This window comes from Pseudomonadota bacterium, from assembly GCA_038533575.1.
GTDB lineage: Bacteria > Pseudomonadota > Alphaproteobacteria > Rhodobacterales > Rhodobacteraceae > Shimia_B.
In genome coordinates this window covers 46,045-66,305 of sequence record JBCAYL010000003.1, presented here as the reverse complement: position 1 = coordinate 66,305, position 20,261 = coordinate 46,045, and the positions used below count along the sequence as shown (strand labels likewise).

Sequence of the window (20,261 nt, the reverse complement as noted above, 5' to 3'; positions counted from 1 at the left end):
GCTTAACCTTGAAGAGACGAAAAAGGCCGCTCGCGCGGGGCGAACGGCCTTCGAAAAAATCGGGGATCGGCGTTTAGCCGTTGACGCTTTCCTTGAGCGCCTTGGCGATCGTCATCTTGACGACCTTGTCGGCGTCTTTCTTGATCTGCTCGCCGGTGGCCGGGTTGCGCACCATGCGCTCGGGGCGCTCACGGCAGTAGATCTTGCCCACGCCGGGCAGCGTGACGGCACCGCCGCCGGACACTTCTTTGGTGATGACGTCGCAGACAGCGTCGAGTGCGGCACCCGCGGATTTCTTGTCGCTGTCCATCGCGTCTGCGAGGGCGGCCACGAGCTGGGTCTTGGTCATTGGTTTGGCCATGTTGTTATCTCCTTCACTGCCCAAATCTCGGGCCTCATTTGTGCAGATTAGCGTCATGTTGGGGCATCACACAAGAATTAGTGGCGCAAAAAGCCTTAAATCATGCGATTTTTCACACCGAAACGTGGCGGGAAGGCCGCGATCAGAGGAACGCGGTCTCCTCGAAGGAGCGCAACTTGCGGCTGTGGATACGCTCGAGCGGCATGTCGCGGATCGTTTCCATGGCGCGAATGCCGATCTTGAGATGCCGCGCGACCTGCGTCCGGTAGAAATCGGTAGCCATGCCCGGCAGCTTCAGCTCGCCGTGGAGCGGCTTGTCAGAGACGCAGAGCAACGTGCCGTAGGGGACGCGGAAGCGGTAACCGTTGGCGGCGATGGTGGCGCTTTCCATGTCGAGCGCGATCGCGCGTGATTGGCTGAGCCGCTGCACCGGGCCGGACTGGTCGCGGAGCTCCCAGTTCCTGTTGTCGATGGTGGCCACCGTCCCCGTCCGCATCAGCCGCTTGAGCTCAAAGCCTTCGAGCCCCGAGACCTCCGCCACCGCGCTCTCGAGCGAGGTCTGGATCTCCGCCAGCGCCGGGATCGGCACCCAGACGGGCAGATCATCGTCGAGCACGTGATCCTCGCGCAGGTAGCCGTGGCCGAGCACGAAATCGCCAAGCTGCTGGGAGTTCCGCAGCCCCGCGCAATGCCCCACCATCAGCCACGCATGGGGGCGGAGTACGGCGATATGGTCCGTGGCGGTCTTCGCGTTGGAAGGCCCGACCCCGATATTGACGAGCGTGATCCCCGCCCCGCCCTCGCGCTTGAGGTGGTAGGTGGGCATCTGCGGCAGCTTCGCGGGCGGCTCTATAACCCCGTCAGGCGTCGTGATTTCCTGGTCGCCAGTGGCCACGAAAGACGTGTAGCCCGAGGCGGGGTCGCCGATCTTCTCCCGGGCATAGGCTTCGAACTCCTCCACGTAGAACTGGTAGTTGGTGAAGAGCACGTGGTTCTGGAAGTGATCGGGATCGGTGGCGGTGTAATGGCTCAGCCGAGCGAGCGAATAGTCGATCCGCTGGGCGGTGAAGGGCGCGAGCGGCCCGGCCCCGTCGGGGTAGCTATAGCCGTAGCCGTTGACGATCTCGTCATTGGTGGTCGAGAGATCCGGCACGTCGAAGACGTCGCGCAGCGTGAAAGGCGCGGCACCCTCCTGCGGCACCACGAGATCGGGCTGGCCGGCCACCGCGAAATGCACGGGCATCGGCGTGGTCGACGGCCCGATCATGACCCGGATGCCGTGGTTCTCCATCAAGAGCTTGAGCTGCTGGCGCAGGTAATTCCCGAAGAGATCGGGCCGCGTGATGGTGGTGACGTAGGTGCCAGGCTCAGCCACGTGGCCGAAGGAGAGCCGCGAATCCACGCTGGCATAGCTCGTCGTGGAAATCCGGATCTCCGGGTAGAAGGCGCGCATCCGCGCGCTCGGCACATCGCCCGAAAGCGCCGCGGTAAACCGCTCGGTGAGAAAGTGCACCGAGGCTTCGTAGAGCTCCTCGAGGCGCGCGACGGCCGCGACGGGATCGTCGAAGAAGGCGGCAGGCGGAAGGTCCGGCGTGGCGATGGGTCGGTTCTGGTCGTTCATATCGGGTCCTACGGATGGTCCACCGCGCGGATCGCGGCCAGGCAAGTGTATCATCGAAGCGGTGGGCGCTTATGACACTTCCTCAAAGAGCGGCACAAGCTCGAAGCTCCGGACATCCACGAGACCGAGATCGGAGATGCGCAGCTCCGGGATGACGACGAGCGCGAGGAGCGAATGCTGCATGTTGGCGTTGTTGAGCGTGCAGCCGGCGGCTTTCATCGCCGCGAGTATCGCGTCGGCCTTCTCGGCCACCTCGGCGGCGGGCGCATCCGACATGAGCCCCGCGATCGGCAGTTCCACGAGGGCGGCCTCCCGGCCATCGCGGAAGACGCACATGCCACCGCCCACCTCGGCGAGCCTATTGGCGGCGGCGGCCATATTGGCCCGATCAGTGCCCACGACGATCATGTGGTGGCTGTCATGGGCCACGGTGGACGCCATGGCCATGGGACCCTGGTAGCCGAAGCCGGAGACGAAGGCATTCGTCACGCCGCCTGTGGCGCGGTGGCGTTCGACGAGGGCGATCTGGCAGACATCGCCCTCCGCCTCCACGAGGCCGTTTTCCACCGGCAGCTCAGCGCTCAGCGCCTTCGTCGGCGCCTGGTTCTCCACGACGCCGATGACCCGGGCCGTGACGCGGTTGGCCCCCTCGGGCGCGCGGATCTCGAAATCCTCGGCGGTCTTTGCGGCCCCTATATGGACCGTTTGCCGCGCGCGTGCGGGCCAATTGTAATGCGGGCAGTCGACCTTGAGCGCGCCCGCTTCGGCGACGGTGACGCCCCGGGCGATAACATGCTCGATGGGGAGCTCTTCGAGGCTCGAGGTCAGGATAAGATCGGCGCGGCGGCCCGGCGCGATGGAGCCGAGCTCCCGCTCGAGGCCGAAATGCGTGGCGGTGTTGATCGTGGCCATCTGCAAAGCGATCAGGGGATCACAGCCGCAGGCAATCGCATGGCGCACCACGCGGTCCATGTGCCCGTCGCGCACCAGCGTCCCTGCGAAGCAGTCATCGGTGCACAGGATGAAGCTGCGTGGATCCATGCCCTTTTCCGTCACCGCCGTGATCTGGCTTTCCACGTCGTACCAGGCAGAGCCCAGGCGGAGCATGGCACGCATGCCCTGCCGCGTGCGCGCGATGGCGTCGGCCTCGGAGGTGCCTTCATGGTCATCCGCCGGCCCGCCCGCGGCGTAGGCATGGAAGGCAGGCCCGAGATCGGGCGACGCGTAATGCCCCCCCACCGTCTTTCCCGCCGCCTGCGTGGCGGCGATCTCGGCCAGCATCTGCGCGTCACCGTTCACGACACCGGGGAAGTTCATCATCTCGCCCAGACCGATGATGCCGGGCCAGGCCATGGCCTCGGCCACGTCCTCGGCGGTGATCTCGAAGCCAGTAGTCTCGAGCCCGGGCGCCGAAGGCGCGCAGGAGGGCATCTGCGTGAAGATGTTGACGGGCTGCATCAGGGCCTCGTCATGCATCATGCGCACGCCTTCGAGGCCCATCACGTTGGCGATCTCGTGGGGGTCGGTGAACATCGTCGTCGTGCCGTGGGGGATGACGGCGGCGGCGAACTCGGCGGGGGTGAGCATGCCGCTCTCGATATGCATGTGCCCGTCGCAAAGGCCGGGAATGGCGTAGCGCCCGCCCGCGTCGACCACCTCCGTCTCAGGCCCCACGCAATGCGCGGCATCGGGCCCCACATAGGCAAAACGGGCCGCGGCGATTGCGATCTCCCAGTCGAGCACCTCGCGGGTATGCACGTTGACCACGCGCGCGCCCCGGATCACGCGATCTGCCACTGCGCGCCCCGCGGCCACCGCCACGAGATGCGGTGCGACCTCTGCCCATGTCTTGAGTTGTTCCATGGCGCAGCATTTCACCGCCCGCAGGCGCCCGCAAGTGACATATCGATGAAACCGGACACCCCGCGTGCCGGTTGAGAACGCATGGATGCCACCCTGCCTGCCTCCCTCGTCTGGTACCCCGATGACCGCCCGGGCATCACGCGCCGCCGCGCGGGCCGGGGCTGGAGCTACCGCGCCCCCGACGGGACGCGTATCGAGGACCGACGGGAGCGGCGCCGGATCGAGGCGCTGGCCGTGCCTCCGGCCTATGCGGATGTCTGGATCAGCCCGAAGCCCAACGGGCATTTGCTGGCCACCGGCCTCGATGCGCGGGAGCGCAAGCAATACCGCTACCACCCCGACTGGACCGAGCACCGCGCGCGCACCAAGTTCGACGAGCTCGCGCGCTTCGGCGTGGCGCTGCCCGCGCTGCGGCGGCGGCTGACGCGGGAATTGACCGAAGGCAGCCCAGCCGAGCCCGCCTTTGCCATCGCCGCCTGCCTGCGCCTTATCGACCGGGCCGCGCTCCGCGTGGGGACGCCGGACTACGCCGACGAGAACGAGACCTACGGCGCCACGACGCTGCGAGCCGATCACGTGAGCCTCGGGCGGGACGGCATTGCCGTGAGCTTTCCGGGCAAGGGCGGCGCACAGGTCGATAAGGCGCTGAAGGATGCCACGCTCCAGCGCGCGCTCGAGGCGCTCGAGGACCTCCCCGGCGCGGAGCTCATGGCCTACGATCCCGGCGACGGGCCCCGCACGATCGGGCCTGATCATGTGAACGACTGGCTGCGCGAGGCGACGGGGCAGGACGGCCTCACCGCCAAAACGTTTCGCACTTGGGCGGGCTCGGCGGCCGCGCTCGACGTGGCACTCGCCACGCCGCAGCCCACGATCAAGGCCATGGCGGAGGCCGCGGCTCAGCGGCTACACAACACGCCCACGATCGCGCGCACGAGCTACATCCACCCCGATGTCATCGCGCTCGCCGAGCGCGATGTGCCGCCGGTGCCCGCGCGTCCGCACGGACTGCGCCGGGCCGAGCGCGCGCTCCTGGCGCTGCTCGGACGTTGACGCGGGGCGCCGCGCGCTCCAACACTCGGGCCCGAAGAGCGAGGGAGCCCGGCCCATGACCGTCACAGATATCCGCCCCAACATGGACCACTGGCAGGACAGGGTGGACATGGCAGCGGCGTTCCGTTGGACGGCACGGCTCAATCTCCACGAGGCAGTGGCCAACCACTTCTCACTTGCCATCAACGATGCGGGCACGCGGGTGCTCATGAACCCGAACCAGATGCACTTCGCGCGGATCAAGGCCTCCGACCTTATCGAGGTGGACGTGAACGACCCCGCAACGATGGAGGGGCCCGACGCGCCGGACCCCACGGCTTGGGGGCTCCACGGCGGTCTCCACCGGCACTGCACCCACGCGCGCTGCGCGATGCACGTCCATTCGCCCTTTGCCACCGCGCTTGCCGCGCTCGCCGACAGCACGCTGCCCCCCGTCGACCAGAATTGCGCAACCTTCTACGACCGCACGGTCATCGACGAGGCGTATGGCGGCCTCGCCTTCGAGGAGGAAGGCGCCCGATGTGCGGCGCTCTTCGCGGACCCGAAGCGGAAGGTGATGGTCATGGGCAACCATGGCATTCTCGTCATCGGGGACACCGTCGCCGATACCTTCAATCGGCTCTACTACTTCGAGCGCGCGGCGCAGACCTACATCCTTGCGTTGCAAACGGGCCGCGCGCTGCGCGTGCTGCCCCATCACGTGGCCGAGAAGACCGCGCGTGAGCTCGAGGACTACCCCGAGCAAGGCGACCGGCACCTCGCCGAACTGAAGGCGATCCTCGACGCGGAGGGGAGCGACTATGCCAGCTGAGGCAGGCGAGAAGATCGAGGTGCGCAACGTCAACGTGCCCGGGCATGTGACGCGGGTGGACCGGGCGAAATACGAGGCCATGAAAGCGGCCCTCCTCGTCGTACTGCCCCGGGAGGCGCCGGGGCTCACGGCAGCCGAGGCCAAGGCCGCGCTTCTGCCCCACCTCGACGCCGCGCTCTTTCCCGGCGGCAAGACCTCCGGCTGGTGGATGAAGACCGTGCAACTCGACCTAGAAGCGCAAGGCGTCATCGCGCGCGCGGCGACGAAGCCGCTGCGCTTCAGCCAGACCTGAGCGCCCCGCCGCGGGCACCGCGCGCGTTTCGGGAAAGGCCCCGCCGTTCGCGTCCTCTCTCGAACGATTGGCGGCCAGACGCTCACACCCCTCAGCCTGGAAAGCTTCGGCCTTCGGTGGCGCGCTGCGCGCGCGACCGCACCCGAGGGCAGCCAGCGGCACGTCAGGCCGGAGAAAACGCTGGCGCGGGGCGTGATCCTCGCTAGGCTGCCGCCATGGTCTTTGATCTGGGCATGGCGGCGCTGGATGATCCCAAGCGCTGGACGAGCACGCGGCGGCTGGGCCGGGACGCGGATGCTTCGCCTTCCCGTCACCCGATCCGGAGCCAGCCCGATGCAATACGGCCTTACTGACGAACAAGAGATGATCGCGGCCACGGTCCGCACCTTCGTCGAAAAGGAAATCTACCCCCACGAAGCGGAGGTGGAGCGCACCGGTGCCGTGCCCCCCGACCTCGCCCAAGAAATCAAGCGCAAGACGCTGGAGCTTGGATTTTATGCCTGCAACTTCCCCGAGTCCGTCGGCTGCGCCGGGCTCTCGCATCTCGAATTCGCGCTCGTGGAGCGCGAGCTCGGCCGCGGCTCCATGGCACTCACCCATTTCTTCGGCCGCCCGCAGAACATTCTCATGGCCTGCGAAGACGAGCAGGTGGAGCGCTACCTGATGCCCGCCATACGCGGCGAGAAGATGGACGCGCTCGCCATGACGGAGCCCGGCGCGGGTTCGGACGTGCGTTCCATGAAATGCAGCGCGCGGCGCGATGGCGGCGACTGGGTCCTGAATGGGACGAAGCATTTCATCTCCGGCGCGGAGCATGCCGATTTCTGCATCGTTTTTGTCGCCACGGGCGAGGATGCAACGCCCAAGGGCCCGAAGAAACGGATCACCTGCTTCCTCGTGGATCGCGGGCATCCCGGCTTCTCCATCCGCGACGGCTACGCCTCCGTCTCCCACCGCGGCTACCGGAACATGATCCTTGAATTCGACGAGTGCCGCCTGCCGGACGCGGCCGTCCTCGGCGCGGTGGATGGCGGCTTTGCCGTCATGAACGAGTGGCTCTACGCCACCCGCATCACCGTGGCCGCCATGAGCGTGGGCCGCGCGCGGCGGGCCTTCGACTACGCGCTCAGCTACGCCGCCGAGCGCGAGCAGTTCGGCCAGAAGATCGGCAAGTTCCAAGGGGTGAGCTTCCAGCTCGCCGACATGATCACCGAGATCGACGCGGCGGACCTGTTGACGCTCGCGAGCGCCGACCGGCTCGACAAGGGGCTGCCCGCCAATCGCGAAATCGCGCAGGCCAAGCTCTACGCCTCCGAGATGCTCGGCCGCGTGACCGATGCCGCCATCCAACTGCACGGCGGGATGGGGCTCATGGACGATTACCCGCTCGAGCGCTTCTGGCGCGATGCCCGGGTGGAGCGGATCTGGGACGGGACCTCGGAAATCCAGCGCCACATCATCAGCCGGGACCTCCTGCGCGCGCTGGGAGCGTAAGGATGGCGCAGCTCAGGCGGCGCGGCCGGGATCACAGGTACGGGGCACAAAGAAACCGAGCCTATGGGAGCGACGTCTTCTTGAGGCGCGCGGCGGCATCCTCCTGCGGGGCGTTGGTACACCAGAGGTCTTCTGCGTTCGGGGTCCAGTGCGCGTCGGTGGCTGTGGCGTGGACGGTGATGCGGCCCGGCTCGGTGGTAACGAGGTCACTGCCGACGAGCGTGAGAAAAAGCGCGAGGGCTTCGAGGGAGATGCACATGGGACGGGTCCTTTCCGGTCTGGTGGCGCGGCCCTCCCTTGCGACGCTTTTTCCCGTCATAGCCCGCGGGACCTTAAGGGCGGCTTACCGACATGCTGCAGCGCAGCATTTTCTGCGCACCGCTCCGACCGCCGCCCAAAAATGCAGCGCCGAGGCGCGGAAAGAGGCGCGATATGTCCCGCTTTAGCCGCCTCCTCGCCCCTCGGCGCATCGCCGTCATTGGCGGCGGGGCCTGGTGCGCCGCCATCGTGGATGCGGCGGAGGCGCTGGGATATCACGGCGAGATCGTCCCGGTGCATCATACCAAGGACAGTGTCGCCGGGCGCCGGGCGGTCCCGCGCGTGGCTGATATCGAGGGGCCGGTGGACGCGGCGTTCATCGGGGTCAACAGGCACGCCACCGTGGAGATCGTGGCCGCGCTTCGCAAAGCGAAGGCGGGCGGCGCGATCTGCTTTGCCTCTGGCTTCTCTGAGGCGGGCGACGAGGATGCCAGCGCGCGGGATCTTTCAGCCGCCCTCATCGCGGCGGCGGGAGAGATGCCCATCCTCGGACCCAATTGCTACGGGATGATCAACGCTCTCGACGGCGTGGCGCTCTGGCCGGACCAGCACGGGCTTCGGCCGGTGCCGCGCGGCGTCGCGATCCTCACGCAGAGCTCGAATATCGCGCTCAACCTCACCATGCAGAGCCGCGGACTGCCGGTGGCCATGGTCGTCACCTGCGGAAACCAGGCGCAGGTGAGCCAGGCGGAGCTTGCGCAGGCCCTGCTCGATGACCCCCGGATCACGGCCATCGGGCTCCATATCGAGGGCTTCGGCAACCTGCGCGCCTGGGAGGCGCTGGCCACCGCGGCGCGAGCGCGCGGCGTGGCGCTCGTCGCCCTCAAATCCGGGCGATCGGCGCAGGCGCAGGCAGCCGCGCTCTCACATACAGCCTCCCTCGCGGGAGGCGATGTGGGGGCCGAGGCCCTCCTCGCGCGGCTTGGCATCGCGCGGCTCGGGACGCTGCCGGGCTTTCTCGAGGCGCTCAAGATCGCACATCTTTTCGGGCGGCTTCCGGGGCGCGCGGTTGGCTCCATCTCCTGCTCGGGCGGGGAGGCGGCGCTGGCGGCGGATATGGCGGCGGCGGCGGGCGTGGCGCTTCCGACGCTCTCAAAGTCCCAGGAGGCGGCCCTGCGGGAGTCGCTCGGGCCCCGTGTCGCGCTCGCCAATCCGCTCGATTACCACACGTATATCTGGCGCGATGAAGCGGCGATGACCGCGGCCTGGGCCGCCATGGCCGCGCCCGGAATCGACCTCGTGCTGGTGATCCTCGACTATCCCCGCCCGGATCGCTGCGACCTTCAGGACTGGGCCATCGCCACCCGCGCGGTAATCGCGGCGGCGCGGGAGACGGGCGCGCGCTACTCCGTCTGCGCCACGCTGCCGGAGCTCTTGCCCGAGGACACGGCGGCGGAGGTACTCGCAGCGGGGGTCTTGCCACTCCACGGGCTTCACAGCGCGATGGAGGCGGTGGCGGCCATGGGAGGGCCCGGCGCGGCCCCGGCGCAGCCGGTGCTCCTGCCGGGGCCGGAGCGCAAAGCAGAGCTCCTCGATGAAGCCGAGGCCAAGGCGACGCTCGCGCGCCATGGCCTCGATGTACCGCGGGGCACGCGGGCCGGGCGGGACGCGGCAGTCGCCGTGGCCGAGGGCTTCTCTGGCCGCCTCGCCGTGAAGGTCCTCGGGCTCGCGCACAAGTCGGGCGCGGGCGGGCTCGCGCTTGGGGTGGCGCCTTGCGACGTGGAAGCTGCCCTCGCCAGCCTTGCGCCCGGCGAACTCCTGATCGAGGAGATGGTCACGGGCGCGGTGGCGGAGCTTCTCGTCGGTGTCATGCGGGACGCGGCCCATGGCTTCGTCCTCACGCTCGCGGCAGGCGGCACCGAGACCGAGCTCCTCGCCGACAGCGCGCATCTTCTCCTGCCGGCCACGCGCGGCGAGATCGAGGCCGCACTGCAAAGCCTGCGCATGGCGCCGAAGCTCCACGGCTACCGGGGTCGCCCGGCGGCGCATCTGCCATCCACCCTCGACGCGATCGAGGCGATCCAGGCCTATGTCGTGGACAATGCCGATACGCTGGAGGAGGTTGAGGTCAACCCGCTCCTCTGCACCCCGAGCGCCGCCATCGCCGCCGACGCCCTCATTCGAAAGGCCCGCCCATGACCACAGGACCGATCCGCACGGAGCGCCGCGGCGCAGTCCTCGAAGTCACCCTCGACAGGCCAAAGGCCAACGCCATCGACCTCGCCACATCTCGCATCATGGGCGACACGTTTCAGACATTTCGCGACGATCCAGCCCTGCGCGTCGCCATCATTACCGGCGCGGGCGAGAAGTTCTTCTGCCCCGGCTGGGATCTCAAGGCCGCCCATGATGGCGACGCGGTCGATGGCGATTACGGCGTGGGCGGGTTCGGCGGGCTGCAGGAACTTCGCGATATGGGCAAGCCCGTCATCGCGGCGGTCAACGGGATCTGCTGCGGCGGCGGACTGGAGCTCGCGCTCAGCGCTGACATTATTATCGCCGCTGACCACGCGACTTTCGCCCTGCCCGAGATCCGGTCCGGCACGGTGGCGGACGCCGCCTCCGTCAAACTGCCTAAGCGCATCCCCTACCACATCGCCATGGAGCTCCTGCTCACCGGGCGCTGGTTCGACGCGGAGGAGGCGCACGGCTGGGGTATCGTCAATCACATCCATCCCGCCGCGACGCTCATGGAGGAGGCGCGGCGGATGGCCGACCTCCTCGCCTCCGGTCCGCCCCTCGTCTACGCCGCGATCAAGGAGATCGTCCGTGACGCCGAGGATGCGAAATTCCAGGACGCCATGAACCGCATCACCGGACGGCAGCTGCGCAGCGTGGACGTGCTCTACAGTTCCGAGGATCAGGCAGAGGGCGCCCGCGCCTTCGCCGAAAAGCGGGACCCGGTCTGGAAAGGCCGCTAGGCCGCGCGGCAGGTGACGAGGAGCCCGAGATCAGCGGCGTGATCATGCGCGGCGTCCTCGGCATAGATGCGTATGCTATGCGTCGCGAGCCCGGTGATCCGCGGCCCCAGAGCCGCAAGCGCCGCCGCGAAGCCCGCCGCCTCGTAATGCACCGCGTTGACTGCGATGGCGAGGACACCGCCGGGCCGGGTGATGCGCACAAGCTCCGCGAGCGGCCCGGGCCCGAGATGGCCCAGCGTGAACGTCCCCGCGCTCACTACGCCGCCATAGGTGCCGTCCGCGCAGGCGAGCGGCTGTGTGATATCAGCCTCAAACAGCTCGGCGTAGCAGCCCTTGGCCTCGGCCTCCGCCAGCATGGGCGCGGAAATGTCGGTGGCATGGAGCGGGCCCACGCCGCGCCGCGCCAAGGCCGCGCCCACGAGCCCTGTGCCCGCGCCCACGTCGAGAACCGGGTCCGCGCCGCCCGCCGCGACGAAGCCAGCTGCCACCACCTCGTGGAGTACGTAGCCACGCTCGGCCACGAAGCCCGCATCATAGGTCCCCGCCCAGTCGCCGTAGAGCGCCTTCACGTCCTCCGGCCCGTGGAGCCCATAGGCCGCGTCGAGCCCCGGTGGCCCCGGTGTGTTGCCCATGACAGTCCTCCCGTGGCGAGCAGCCTAGCGGGCCTTTGACAATTCCCCAACCGCGGCGCAGGAGGGCGCATGGCTCCTACGCTCCTCTCCCTCGGTCACGGCTATTCCGCGCAGGCGCTGGCCGTCCGGCTCTTGCCGCAGGGCTGGCGCATCATCGGCACGACGCGGGATGCCGACAAGGCCGCGCGAATGGAGGCCGACGGCATCGAGGCGCTCCTCGATCCTAATGATTTGAGCGCGGAGATCGCCGAAGCCACACATATCCTCGCCTCAGCCGCGCCTGGCGAGGCGGGCGATCCGTTCCTCCGCCGTCACGATCTCTCGCGGTCCGCGGCCTCCTGGGTCGGCTACCTCAGCACCACGGGCGTCTACGGGGATCACGGCGGAGATTGGGTCGATGAGGAGACCGCGCTCGCCCCCACGACGCGGCGCGGCCAGTACCGCGTAGACGCAGAAGCCGCCTGGGCGGCGACGGGCCTCCCCCTACATATCTTTCGCCTCGCGGGCATCTACGGGCCGAGCCGCGGCCCCTTTGCGAAGGTCCGCGCGGGCACGGCGCGGCGCATCGTGAAGCCGGGGCAGGTCTTCTCCCGCATCCACGTGGCCGATATCGCGCAGGTGCTGGAGGCCTCCATCGCGCGGCCCCGCCCGGGCGCGATCTACAATGTCTGCGACGACGATCCGGCCCCGCCGGAGGATGTCATCGCCCATGCTGCGGAGCTTCTGGGCCTGCCTGTCCCGCCAGCCGAGGATTTCGCCACCGCGGAGATGACGCCCATGGCACGGAGCTTCTACGGCGAAAGCAAGCGGGTGCGAAACCGGCTTCTGCACGAGGAGCTCGGCGTCACGCTCCTCTATCCGAGCTATCGGGACGGGCTCGCAGCCCTCCGCGCCACCGATTAGGCTGGGCGATCCCCGTAGGCACGGGTGATAAGCCAGCTCAGCCCGAAAAAGGCCGCCAGCGCGCCCAGCGCAACGCCTGTATTTGTGGCATAGAAGGTCAGCCGCTCCGACGGCAGGAGGTTGTTGAGAAACGGGTAGGGCAGCCCCGTCGTCACCGATCCTGCCGGGAAATCGTTTGCCGGCCCCACCACGAGCTCGGCCCAGGCGAAATAGAAGCAGGCGATGACCACGAGGATGAGCGCGGAGGCGGCATAGCGCCGAAACGGGCGGTTGATCACCAGCGCGTCGATCCACAGCAAGAGCGGCCCCAACCCGTGGAGATAGTATTCCCGCCACCACACGCCGAGCTCGCCATTGCGCGTCACGGCCGTCGGATCGGAAAAGAAGAGCCGCCAGTAGAGAAAGACCACCATCAGATTGATCACCGCCGTCGCGGCGATGAGCGCATCAAAGCGAAGTTCCGTCCGCCCCTCGGTATAGGCCAGCACCCGGCTCGCGCAGAAAAAGCTCAGGAGCAGCGCCCAGATCGTCAGGAAGCGAAACGGCCCGCCGGGCTCCGAATAGGGCGAAGTGGTAAGCATGTAGACCGCGTAGAACCCGGCCAGCAGAAAGACGACCCAGCGGTAAAAGAGGACAGGGCGGGCAAAGGGGTTCATAGGGGCTCTCTCATGTGCCGAGCGCATCTAGCGCAGCCTTGCGCAGCAGGCCAGTGCACGTCTAGCCCGCCGCGAGAGGACGCAGCGTTTCCGCGAGGCCCGAGGCGTCGAGCCGAGCCTCGGCATACATCTCCTCGGGCGTGCCATGGGCTTGGAAGACATCGGGCAGCGTCAGCATGCGGAAGATGAGGCCCCGGTCAAAGACCCCTTCCCCAGAGAGAAAGGCGGCCACCGCGGCGCCAAACCCGCCCGGCGCGCCATCCTCCAGCGTCACGAGGACAGGATGGGCGCAGGCGAGCTCCTTGATCAGGGCGGTGTCGAGCGGCTTGGCAAAGCGCGCATCGGCGAGGGTGACGGAGATCCCGTCCGCCGCGAGCGCTTCGCACGCGGCCTCCGCCGCCTGCAAGCGCGCGCCAAAGCTCAGGATCGCGATGTCCCGGCCCTTGCGCAGAACGCGGCCCTTGCCGATCTCGAGCGGCTGCGGCGCGGCCTCTGGGGCCGCCCCACCCAGCGCGCCGCGCGGATAGCGGAAGGCAATGGGCCCCGCATCGTGGCCCGCCGCTGTCACGACCATCCGCGCGAGCTCTGCCTCGTCGGCGGCGGCCATGACCACGATGCCCGGAAGCGCGGCCAGGAAGCCGATATCGTAGGCCCCGGCATGGGAGGGCCCGTCGGCCCCCACGAGCCCGGCGCGATCGATGGCGAAGCGCACGGGCAGGCCCTGGAGCGCCACGTCATGGACGACTTGGTCGTAGCCGCGCTGGAGAAAGGTGGAATAGAGCGCGCAAAAGGGCTTCATCCCCCCGGCAGCCAGCCCCGCGGCGAAGGTCACGGCGTGCTGTTCAGCGATGCCCACGTCATGCATGCGCTCCGGAAATCGCGCGCCAAAGGCACTGAGCCCCGTGCCCGAGGGCATGGCGGCGGTGACGGCATGGATCGCCCGGTCTTGCTCTGCGGCGGCGATCAGCGTCTCAGCGAAGACATCCGTCGCACTCCGACCACCGCTGCCATCGCGCCGACCCGTGGCGGCGTCGAATTTCGAAACGCCGTGCCACTTGTCCTCGGAGGCCTCGGCAGGGGGGAAGCCGTGCCCCTTTCGCGTCCGCACGTGAAGGAGCAACGGCCCCTCCGCGCCTTTCGCCGCGCGCAGGGCCGTGAGCAGCGCGGGCATGTCATGTCCGTCCAGAGGCCCCCGGTAGGCAAAGCCCAGCGCCTCGAAGAACGATGCTGGCGAGCGGTCCTGCAGGAGCTCGGCCAGCGCGCCGGTGGGCGTGTCGATGCTGCGTCCGTTGTCGTTGAGGATCACGAGAAGCCTATGCCCCGCAGTGCCCGCATGGTTCAACGCCTCCATGGCCATGCCCGCGCTGAGCGATCCGTCCCCGATGACGGCCACCGCCTCCTGCCCCGCCAGCACGAACCCCAGGGCGGCACTCACTGACGTGCCCGCATGGGCCGCGCCGAAGGGATCGAAGGGGCTTTCGTCCCGCCGGGTGAAGCCGCTTAGCCCACCTCTCTGGCGCAGCGTGCGGATGCGGTCGCGGCGCCCGGTTAGGATCTTGTGCGGGTAGGCCTGGTGCGAGACATCCCAGACGAGCTTCACGGCGGGCGTCTCGAAGACGGCATGGAGCGCGACCGTGAGCTCCACAACACCGAGCCCCGCGCCCAGATGCCCGCCCGTCTCGCTCACAGCGCTGATGAGCTCGGCGCGCAGGTCCCCCGCCAGCAACGCCAGCGCGTCATCCGAGAGCGCGCGCAGGTCCTCCGGGGCGGCGATCTTGTCGAGAAGGGGCGTTTCCGGCGGCATCAGGTCGAGCGCGCGACGACGAAGCGCGCCGCGTCCTTGAGGGAAGCCGCCTCTGCGCCGTAAGGCGCCAGCGCATCGCAGGCCGCGTCCACCAGCTCGGCCGCGCGCGCTTTGGCAGCGTCAAGGCCCAGCAATGAGACGAACGTGGCCTTGCCGCGGCCTGCATCCTTGCCCACCGCCTTGCCCATGGCGGCGGCATCGCCCTCCACGTCGAGGATGTCATCGGCGATCTGGAAGGCGAGGCCGAGGTGCTTGGCAAAGAGCCCCAACGCGTCCGGGTCCGCGCCGGCGAGCCGCGGCCCCGCCATGGCGGCCCAGCCGATCAGCGCGCCAGTCTTGAGGTCCTGCAGCTCGGTGATGTCCTCGAGCGAGAGCGGCGTCGCGGCGGCCTCCGCGGCCATGTCCCGCGCTTGGCCGAGCACCATGCCCCGCGCCCCCGCGGCATGGGCCAACGGCCCGACAAGGACGCCGCACTCATTGTCCGCCAGAAGCTCGAAGGCCAACGTTAGGAGCCCGTCTCCCACGAGGACGCCCGTGGCCTCGTTCCAGACCTTGTGCACGGTGGGCCGCCCACGGCGCAGGTCGTCATCGTCCATGGCGGGCAGATCATCGTGAACGAGGGAATAGGCATGAACCGCCTCGATGGCCGCGGCTCCGTGGCGCGCGCGGTCGGCCGCGACACCATGCAGGCGCGCCGATTCGAGCACGAGATACCCCCTGAGCCCCTTGCCGCCCTCGAGGGCATAGCGCATCCCCTCGACCACCGGCAGCGTGCCCCACCCAGCCAGCGCCTCTGTCAGCGTCGCGTGCGAGAGCGCCGCCGCGGCGCGCAAATCATCTTGGAACACTAAAGTCCCTCGACCGGCTTCAGCCCCTTGGGCTGCCCGTCACCGTCGAGCTGGATCGCCGCGACCTTTTCCTCGGCGGCCTTCAGCTTGGCCTCACAATGGGCCTTGAGGGCCGCGCCGCGCTCGTAGAGCGCGATGGATTGCTCGAGGGCCACGTCGCCGCGCTCGAGCTGGCCCACGACGGATTCGAGCTCCGCCATGGCGTCCTCGAAACTCATCTCGCTCACGTTTTCAGCCATCGCCTCTCTCCTTCAGGACACCCACATGAGCCGCGGCCGATGCCGCCAGCGCTTCGAGGTCATAGCCGCCTTCGAGGCAGGACACCACCTTGCCGCCGCAGTGCTCGGCGGCCAGATCGCAGAGCCGCCCGGTCACCCAAGCGAAATCCTCCTCTGTGAGCAGCATCCCCGCCAACGGGTCCCGTGCATGGGCGTCAAAGCCCGCGGAGACAAGGAGAAGCTCGGGCCGGTGCGCCGCCACGGCAGGCAGGACATGGGCCTCCATCACGTCGCGAAACGTGTCCGACCCCGCGCCATCGGCGAGCGGGATGTTGAGCACGTTGTCATCCGCGCCCGTTTCCTCTGGGTACCCCGACCCGGGATAGAGCGGCATCTGATGGGTGGAGGCGAAGAAGATGCGCGGGTTTTCCTCCACGAGGTCCTGCGTGCCGTTCCCGTGATGGACGTCGAAATCAACGATCGCCACGCGGGAGAGCCCGTGATGATCGAGCGCGTGCTTGGCAGCGATCGCCACGTTGCCGAAGAAGCAGAAGCCCATGGCGATCTCTCGCTCCGCATGGTGCCCCGGTGGTCGCGTGGCGACGAAGGCATTCGCCACCTCGCCCGCCATCACCATGTCCACCGCCTTCACTGCTCCGCCTGCCCCGCGGAGTGCCGCCGCGAGCGTGCCGGCCGACATGTGCGTATCGGCATCGAGCGACACCCAGCCCTCCGCCGGTGCGGCCCGCCGGATAGCGGCCAAGTGGGAGGTCGGATGCACCCGGAGAAGATCGTCCTCCGCCGCGTAGGGCGCGGAAACCCGCGTGAGGTCCATCCCTTGGAGCGCGCCGAGCACCGCATCGAGCCGCGCCACCTGCTCGGGGTGGCCGGGCGGCGTCACGTGCCCCAGGCACTCTTCATGGGTAATCAAAGCCGTGGCCACATCGCTCTCCCCTACATGCCCGGGGGACGGTCCCCGGCGAAAGCGACCAAATCAACCTCGCGCGCAAAAGCCCAGCCCAGGATGACCCCCGGAGACACAGGCCTGCCCATCATCTTTCCCTTCATACGCCCGCCGGAGGCAAACAATCATATCAACCTGAGGGGATTTCCCACGGAGAGCTTCATGCTCGGCTAGCGCCCCCGAGCGTAGCAAGGCCACCGATGGTGCAAGCGTCAGCGCAGCGGGGGTGAGCGGCCAAACGCCATCGGTCCGAGTGGGGCCGCGAACGGTGGGCCCGCTCTCGGAAAACGCGGCCTAGTCCGGCTGGAGCATGTACCCCGCCCCGCGCACCGTCTGCAGGTAGCGGGGTTGCTTGGGGTCGGCCTCTACCTTCCGGCGCAGCCGAGTGATCTGGACATCCACCGCCCGTTCCTGACTGTTGCCGGTGGACGACTGGCTGGCACGGCCGAGCTCTTCCACGAGTTCCCCGCGCGAAATCGCCTCGCCCGGGCGCGCGGAAAAGATGCGCATGAGTTGCACCTCGGTTGAAGTGAGCCGGATCCGCGCATCGCCCTGCCACATCTCCGACTTCTCAACGTCGTAGCGCAGCGTCCCGAGATGCAGGACCTTCGGCACCGTGGGCCCGCCCTCCTCCTTGGGCATCCGGCGCAGGATCGCGTTGATCCGCAGCAGGAGCTCCTGGGGCTCGAAGGGCTTCGTGAGGTAGTCATCCGCCCCGGCCTCGAGGCCCTTGATCTTGTCCCCGCTCTCGGATTTCGCGGTGAGCAGCAAGATGGGCGTCTCGCGCTCCTCGCGCAACACGGCGCAGAGCGTCATGCCGTCTTCCCCCGGCATCATCACGTCGAGCACGATGAGATCAAAATCGAGCCCCGAAAGGACACGCCGGGCGTGCGCGGCATCCCGCGCCGCGCTCACGAGGAAGCCGTGCCGCATGAGGTATTTCTGCAGGAGCTTCCGGATGCGCTCGTCGTCATCAACGATCAGGAGATGCGGATCGAGCTCCATCAGTCGCCCGCCTCGTCCGAGAGCCGGCGGAAATGGTGCAGCAGATCGGCATCCATCATCTCCTCCAGCACCGCCTGGAAGCCCGCGACAGCCTCCGGCCCCGCGCTGGCGAAAGCCTGCCGGACCCGCGCCGACTGTACCTCGTTTAGCGCCTGCTGGAGCGCCGCGCCCGCGGGCGTCAGCCAGAGATGCCGCTCGCGCTTGTCCTTCTCGCCCACCCGGCTTTCGACGAGACCCTCATCGATGAGCGCCCGGAGCACGCGGTTGAGCGATTGCTTGGTCACGCCGAGGATGGCGAGCAAATTGTTAACGGTGGTCCCGGGGCTGCGGTCGATGAAATGCAGCGCGCGGTGATGGGCCCGGCCATAGCCGCGCTCATGCAGGATGCGATCGGGGTCCTTGGTGAAACCGCGATACGCAAAGAACATCGCCTCGATCCCGCGGCGCAGTTCGCGAGGATGGGTGTCTTCGGTCATGTCGGGTGTCAGGCCCGCTTGGTCGTCCACGGGTTTGCCTTTCGCCTCATTTCGCCGCAATAATACGTCAGCCTTGTTGACATTCCAAGGCGCGATTGATAGCTCCGACTCGTAATTTTGCGCAAGAATATGTCCGAAACGGGACTATTTGCGAAAGAAATGCAAAAATTGGAGGCTTCGATGGTGGGCGCCTACGACGATCGCGACGGCAAGATCTGGATGAACGGCAAGATGGTGGAGTCGCGCGATGCCAATGTCCACGTGCTCACCCATGCCATGCACTACGCCTCCTCGGTCTTCGAGGGGGAGCGCGCCTATGGCGGAAAGATCTTCGAGAGCCGCCGCCATTCCGAGCGGCTGCATTTCTCCGCCGGCGAGCTCGATTTCCAGATCCCCTACACAGTGGACGAGATCGAGGCGGCCAAGGCGCAGGTGCTCGAGGTCAACGGCCTCTCGGATGCTTATGTTCGCGCCATCGCCTGGCGCGGCGCGGGCGAGGACATGGGTGTCGCCTCCGCGCGCAATCCCGTCTACCTCGCCATCGCGGCCTGGGAATGGGGCAGCTACTACGGCGACGCCAAGATGAAGGGCGCAAAGCTCGACATCGCCAAGTGGAAGCGCCCGAGCCCCGAGACGATCCCGGTCCATGCCAAAGCGGCGGGTCTCTACATGATCTGCACGACATCCAAACACGCCGCCGAGGCGAAGGGCTGCTCGGATGCACTCTTCATGGATTACCGCGGCTACGTGGCCGAGTGCACAGGCGCCAACATATTCTTCGTGAAGGACGGCGAGGTCCACACTCCGGACCCGGACTGCTTCCTCAACGGCATCACCCGCCAGCGCGTCATCGGCATGCTCCGCGACAAGCAGATCAAGGTCCACGAGCGCTACATCATGCCCGAGGAGCTCGAAAGCTTCGAGCAATGCTGGGTCACCGGCACCGCCGCGGAAGTCACTCCCGTGGCCAAGATCGGGGACTACAACTTCGAAGTGGGCGCCCTGACCCGCGACGTGGCCGAAAGCTACGAGACGCTTGTGCGGGCATAGGCCCTAGCTCACTGCAGCCCCTTCGCGCGGACCTTCCTCCGCGCAGTCTCGTCCCGCCCGAGCTGCCGCTCGCGCCACACGATGATCGCGCCCGCTGCGATGACGATGACCGCGCCGAGCAGCATCTGCGCGGTGGGGATTTCCGCGAACCAGAGCCAGCCTACGAGGATCGACCAGACCATCGACGTGTAAGTGAAGGGTGCCAGCGCGCCAGCGTCGGCGAAGCGGTAGCTTGCGGTCAGAAAGATCTGCCCCACGCCGCCGATGAGCCCAGCCGCCACGAGGTAGGCCGCCTGCGCGCCCGTGGGCCAGACCCATCCGAAGGGCAGCGTGAGGAGCCCGAGGATCGCGGCGGTGAGCGAGAAGTAGAACACGATGGCCGATGTGCTCTCCCGCCCGGCCATGCCTTTCACGAAGACCTGTGCGAGGGCCGCCAGCGCCGCGGACCCCAGCGTGAGGAGCGCGCCCAGCGTCGCGGCGTCGCCGAGACCGCCGCCGAGCCGCGGCCAGATGATGATCATCACCCCCACGAGCCCGAGAAGCACCGCCCCCAACCGGAAGAACCGGAACCGCTCACCCAGCATCAGGGCGGCCAGCACCACGAGGATGATCGGCGTGGCAAAGCGGATCGCCGTAACCTCCGGCAGCGGCAGGTAAAGGAGCCCGGCAAAGCCAAGCCCCATGGCGGTGGTCCCCACGACCCCGCGCAGCGCGTGGCTCTGCCAGCGGACCGTGCGGAGGCCGTCGCCCAGATGCCCGCTGTGCCAAAGCCAGACGAAGATCACAGGCATCGCGAAAACAGAGCGGAAAAAGACGGCCTGTCCAGCGGGGACCTCCGCGGCCTTGATGAAGCCCGACATGACCGTGAAGACGAGCATCGCAGCAGAGATGAGCGCTGCACCCCGGGCAGGGCCTGTCAGGACCACCCTCACCCGGGACACCCCGCCGGGACGTTGAAGCGGGGCGCCCCG

The 20,261-nt window shown here is 68.0% G+C and carries 22 protein-coding genes; 9 read left to right on the top strand and 13 right to left on the bottom strand.

Annotated features, from left to right (window positions below; all coding sequences use genetic code 11):
* Window positions 1-73 precede the first annotated feature (73 nt).
* The 3 genes from AAFM92_14290 to ade form a co-directional block, all read right to left on the bottom strand.
* Window positions 74-361 (bottom strand): HU family DNA-binding protein, encoded by a 288-nt coding sequence (locus AAFM92_14290; protein ID MEL7301548.1) that lies wholly within the window; start codon window positions 359-361, stop codon window positions 74-76.
* Window positions 362-503: 142 nt separating this feature from the next.
* Complete coding sequence (locus tag AAFM92_14285) at window positions 504-1,982, bottom strand: AMP nucleosidase (protein ID MEL7301547.1); 1,479 nt, start codon at window positions 1,980-1,982, stop codon at window positions 504-506.
* Window positions 1,983-2,051: 69 nt separating this feature from the next.
* Window positions 2,052-3,845, bottom strand: a complete 1,794-nt coding sequence (gene ade, locus AAFM92_14280) for an adenine deaminase (GenBank protein ID MEL7301546.1) — start codon at window positions 3,843-3,845, stop codon at window positions 2,052-2,054.
* Between the two features lie 81 nt (window positions 3,846-3,926).
* On the opposite strand from ade, the gene AAFM92_14275 reads away from it, so the two are divergent.
* The 5 genes from AAFM92_14275 (at window position 3,927) to AAFM92_14255 (ending at window position 7,495) form a co-directional block, all read left to right on the top strand.
* Entirely contained in the window at window positions 3,927-4,898 is a 972-nt protein-coding gene (locus AAFM92_14275; protein ID MEL7301545.1) for a DNA topoisomerase IB, read from the top strand.
* Between the two features lie 55 nt (window positions 4,899-4,953).
* Window positions 4,954-5,709: a class II aldolase and adducin N-terminal domain-containing protein gene (locus AAFM92_14270; GenBank protein MEL7301544.1), complete on the top strand. Its 756-nt coding sequence runs from the start codon at window positions 4,954-4,956 to the stop codon at window positions 5,707-5,709.
* On the top strand, window positions 5,699-6,001 hold the full coding sequence (locus AAFM92_14265) for a hypothetical protein (protein MEL7301543.1): 303 nt from the start codon (window positions 5,699-5,701) through the stop codon (window positions 5,999-6,001). Before AAFM92_14270 ends, AAFM92_14265 begins: the two co-directional genes overlap by 11 nt.
* 215 nt (window positions 6,002-6,216) lie before the next feature.
* Complete coding sequence (locus AAFM92_14260; GenBank protein ID MEL7301542.1) at window positions 6,217-6,354, top strand: hypothetical protein; 138 nt, start codon at window positions 6,217-6,219, stop codon at window positions 6,352-6,354.
* Window positions 6,335-7,495 carry an acyl-CoA dehydrogenase family protein gene (locus AAFM92_14255; GenBank protein MEL7301541.1) on the top strand — a complete coding sequence of 387 codons (1,161 nt, stop codon included), beginning with the start codon at window positions 6,335-6,337 and terminating at the stop codon, window positions 7,493-7,495. The genes AAFM92_14260 and AAFM92_14255 overlap by 20 nt, the downstream gene beginning before the upstream one ends.
* A gap of 61 nt (window positions 7,496-7,556) precedes the next feature.
* On the opposite strand, the gene AAFM92_14250 is transcribed toward AAFM92_14255, so the two are convergent.
* Window positions 7,557-7,754, bottom strand: a complete 198-nt coding sequence (locus AAFM92_14250; GenBank protein MEL7301540.1) for a hypothetical protein — start codon at window positions 7,752-7,754, stop codon at window positions 7,557-7,559.
* A gap of 173 nt (window positions 7,755-7,927) precedes the next feature.
* Between AAFM92_14250 and AAFM92_14245 the strand changes: the two genes are divergently transcribed.
* Both AAFM92_14245 and AAFM92_14240 read left to right on the top strand, forming a co-directional pair.
* Window positions 7,928-9,952: an acetate--CoA ligase family protein gene (locus AAFM92_14245; protein MEL7301539.1), complete on the top strand. Its 2,025-nt coding sequence runs from the start codon at window positions 7,928-7,930 to the stop codon at window positions 9,950-9,952.
* Entirely contained in the window at window positions 9,949-10,734 is a 786-nt protein-coding gene (locus AAFM92_14240) for a carnitinyl-CoA dehydratase (protein MEL7301538.1), read from the top strand. Before AAFM92_14245 ends, AAFM92_14240 begins: the two co-directional genes overlap by 4 nt.
* On the opposite strand, the gene AAFM92_14235 is transcribed toward AAFM92_14240, so the two are convergent.
* The gene (locus AAFM92_14235) at window positions 10,731-11,366 is read right to left on the bottom strand and encodes a class I SAM-dependent methyltransferase (protein ID MEL7301537.1); all 636 of its coding nucleotides are present in this window, start codon (window positions 11,364-11,366) and stop codon (window positions 10,731-10,733) included. The genes AAFM92_14240 and AAFM92_14235 overlap by 4 nt on opposite strands.
* Window positions 11,367-11,435: 69 nt before the next feature.
* Between AAFM92_14235 and AAFM92_14230 the strand changes: the two genes are divergently transcribed.
* Window positions 11,436-12,269, top strand: a complete 834-nt coding sequence (locus tag AAFM92_14230) for an SDR family oxidoreductase (protein MEL7301536.1) — start codon at window positions 11,436-11,438, stop codon at window positions 12,267-12,269.
* Here the strand turns inward: AAFM92_14230 and AAFM92_14225 are convergent.
* From AAFM92_14225 to AAFM92_14195, 7 genes are all read right to left on the bottom strand, one after another.
* Window positions 12,266-12,925: a hypothetical protein gene (locus AAFM92_14225; GenBank protein ID MEL7301535.1), complete on the bottom strand. Its 660-nt coding sequence runs from the start codon at window positions 12,923-12,925 to the stop codon at window positions 12,266-12,268. The genes AAFM92_14230 and AAFM92_14225 overlap by 4 nt on opposite strands.
* A 61-nt stretch (window positions 12,926-12,986) precedes the next feature.
* Window positions 12,987-14,729, bottom strand: coding sequence for a 1-deoxy-D-xylulose-5-phosphate synthase (locus AAFM92_14220; GenBank protein MEL7301534.1), 1,743 nt, complete (start codon window positions 14,727-14,729; stop codon window positions 12,987-12,989).
* Window positions 14,729-15,529: a polyprenyl synthetase family protein gene (locus AAFM92_14215; GenBank protein ID MEL7301533.1), complete on the bottom strand. Its 801-nt coding sequence runs from the start codon at window positions 15,527-15,529 to the stop codon at window positions 14,729-14,731. Before AAFM92_14215 ends, AAFM92_14220 begins: the two co-directional genes overlap by 1 nt.
* Before the next feature lie 47 nt (window positions 15,530-15,576).
* Window positions 15,577-15,816 carry an exodeoxyribonuclease VII small subunit gene (locus AAFM92_14210; protein MEL7301532.1) on the bottom strand — a complete coding sequence of 80 codons (240 nt, stop codon included), beginning with the start codon at window positions 15,814-15,816 and terminating at the stop codon, window positions 15,577-15,579.
* Complete coding sequence (locus AAFM92_14205) at window positions 15,809-16,738, bottom strand: histone deacetylase family protein (protein ID MEL7301531.1); 930 nt, start codon at window positions 16,736-16,738, stop codon at window positions 15,809-15,811. The genes AAFM92_14210 and AAFM92_14205 overlap by 8 nt, the downstream gene beginning before the upstream one ends.
* 315 nt (window positions 16,739-17,053) lie before the next feature.
* Window positions 17,054-17,767, bottom strand: coding sequence for a response regulator (locus tag AAFM92_14200; protein ID MEL7301530.1), 714 nt, complete (start codon window positions 17,765-17,767; stop codon window positions 17,054-17,056).
* A complete protein-coding gene (locus AAFM92_14195) occupies window positions 17,764-18,240 on the bottom strand; it encodes a MarR family transcriptional regulator (GenBank protein ID MEL7301529.1) in 477 nt (158 codons plus the stop codon). The genes AAFM92_14200 and AAFM92_14195 overlap by 4 nt, the downstream gene beginning before the upstream one ends.
* A 180-nt stretch (window positions 18,241-18,420) precedes the next feature.
* Between AAFM92_14195 and AAFM92_14190 the strand changes: the two genes are divergently transcribed.
* A complete protein-coding gene (locus AAFM92_14190; GenBank protein ID MEL7301528.1) occupies window positions 18,421-19,290 on the top strand; it encodes a branched-chain amino acid aminotransferase in 870 nt (289 codons plus the stop codon).
* An 8-nt stretch (window positions 19,291-19,298) separates the two neighbouring features.
* Here the strand turns inward: AAFM92_14190 and AAFM92_14185 are convergent, their stop codons facing one another.
* Window positions 19,299-20,216, bottom strand: coding sequence for a DMT family transporter (locus AAFM92_14185; GenBank protein ID MEL7301527.1), 918 nt, complete (start codon window positions 20,214-20,216; stop codon window positions 19,299-19,301).
* Window positions 20,217-20,261: the final 45 nt, after the last annotated feature.